This window comes from Streptomyces sp. AK010 (assembly GCF_014207295.1).
Lineage (GTDB): Bacteria > Actinomycetota > Actinomycetes > Streptomycetales > Streptomycetaceae > Streptomyces > Streptomyces massasporeus.
The window spans coordinates 1-1832 of record NZ_JACHCX010000065.1; the positions used below are offsets into that span (position 1 = coordinate 1).

Genomic DNA, 1832 nt, shown 5'->3' on the forward strand with positions numbered 1-1832 from the left:
AGGCCCTGCCTTCATGCACCTACCGGCCAAGATCACCCGTCAAGGGATCCTGTTCGATCAGAACCGCCCCCGTGATCGATAGGAATACGGCTTCTCAGGTCCGCAAGACCGCTGGCGGTGACTCCGACGTCGCCCCGCCCACGCAACCGCGCCGGACGGTCGTCCGCCGCCCGGGCACGTGAGCGCCCCAGTGAGCCGGCCCAGCCGGGCCAACTCTCGGGTGCGTCGCAGCCGAGCCGAACTGGCAGGCTACAGAGCCGACTTGGTACGATACGTCCAGGCCGTTGCCGGATCACAACTCACCTCCAGCGACGCTCAGCGCATCCTGGAAGCAGCCAACGCCTGGGAGCCTCGGCCCGCCCGAGCTCTGGTCGCCCACCTGGCCGAACACCCTGACGCGCTCACCGCACCGATATCTCACAGCCCGGCAGCTCTTCCCAGGCTCCTGCTGGAACTGGCCGCGGCAGGCTTCGCCGTCACCAGGCTCGCCTGCGCACGCTGCGGACGCACCGATGACCCGTTGCCTCGCAACTCGCCCGTCGGGCGTCTCTGCAACTGGTGCGTCGAACGTGACCGCCTTCAGCAGTGCACCCGATGCGAACGTCAAACGCGCATCCACAGCCGTACGGCAGACGGCCCGGTCTGCCGCTCCTGCTTCCAGAAGGACCCCGCCAACCACCGTCAGTGCGACCGCTGCCAGCGACTTCGCCCCACCAGCCGACGCCCGGACGGCACGAACCTCTGTTCCTCCTGCAGCCCCCGCCCCAAACGCTCCTGCATCCACTGCGGCACCGTCGCCCGCGCCAGCACCATCACAGACGCCGGCCCGATCTGCCCCCGCTGCTACGAACGGCCGACGCGACCATGCGGCATCTGCGGACAGACCACCACCATCAAGATCCGCGCCACGGACACGAGCCCCGACATTTGCGAGCCGTGCTCGCGCCACCACATCGCGACATGTGAGGCGTGCGGCCATCAACGCCGAGGCGCTGTTCGCAGAGGCGGCACCTTCCTCTGTCACAGCTGCCAGCCACGGACGCCAAGGACCTGCGCTGACTGCGGCAAGTCCAAGCCTGTGACCGCGACCTACCCGGTCGGCGCCCTCTGCAGCACCTGCTACCACCACCGCCGACGCAACCCCCGAACCTGCGTCGAATGCGGCAACACCCGTATAGCCGCGGGACACACCTCGGAGGGCGGGGACCTCTGCGGCCCCTGCAGCGGACGCCCTGACCTGCACACGACCTGCAGACAATGTGACTACCCCGGAGACATCTACGCCAACGGCCGATGCACCCGTTGTGCCATCACCGACCGAGTCACCCACCTTCTCGCCGGACCCGATGGCACGATCGCCCCACCGTTCCAGCCCCTTGCCGACGCGCTCACCCAGGCGGAGAAGCCCTGGTCGGTCATGAGCTGGCTGCGGACCAGCGCCGCGGCTGGACTCCTCGACGAACTCACCACGGAGTACACCGAGATCAGTCATGGGCTCCTCGACCGGCTGCCTCAGACCACGGTCACACGCAACGTCCGGCACCACCTCGTCATGACCGGAGCCCTCCCCGAACGCCACGAGACCTTCGCCCGGCTCGAGCTCTGGGCGAAAACCACCCTCGAAGCCCTGCCCCCACACCAGTCCCGGATCGTCAGCCCCTTCGCGGAATGGCACGTCATAAAGGACGCACGCCGCCGAGCGGAGCGCGGACGCTACACTCCCGGCGCCGCGAAGGCCGGAAGATTTCAAGTCCAGTGAGACGGTCGTGACGCTATGAGGTTTGTGGTGCGGGTTCCCTGCGCTTGGCCGGGTCGTTGATCCATGCCTGCTG

At 68.0% G+C, this 1832-nt stretch carries 1 protein-coding gene; it reads left to right on the forward strand.

Annotated elements, in window-relative coordinates; genetic code table 11:
- The first annotated feature begins 1417 nt into the window (after positions 1–1417).
- Complete coding sequence (locus tag HDC93_RS37560; RefSeq protein ID WP_185015241.1) at positions 1418–1759, forward strand: hypothetical protein; 342 nt, start codon at positions 1418–1420, stop codon at positions 1757–1759.
- The last annotated feature ends 73 nt before the right edge of the window (positions 1760–1832 follow it).

What these genes read in the sequence shown, in the direction of transcription:
- HDC93_RS37560 (WP_185015241.1), top strand. Translation starts at nt 1,418, where the DNA reads ATGAGCTGGCTGCGGACCAGCGCCGCGGCTGGACTCCTCGACGAACTC.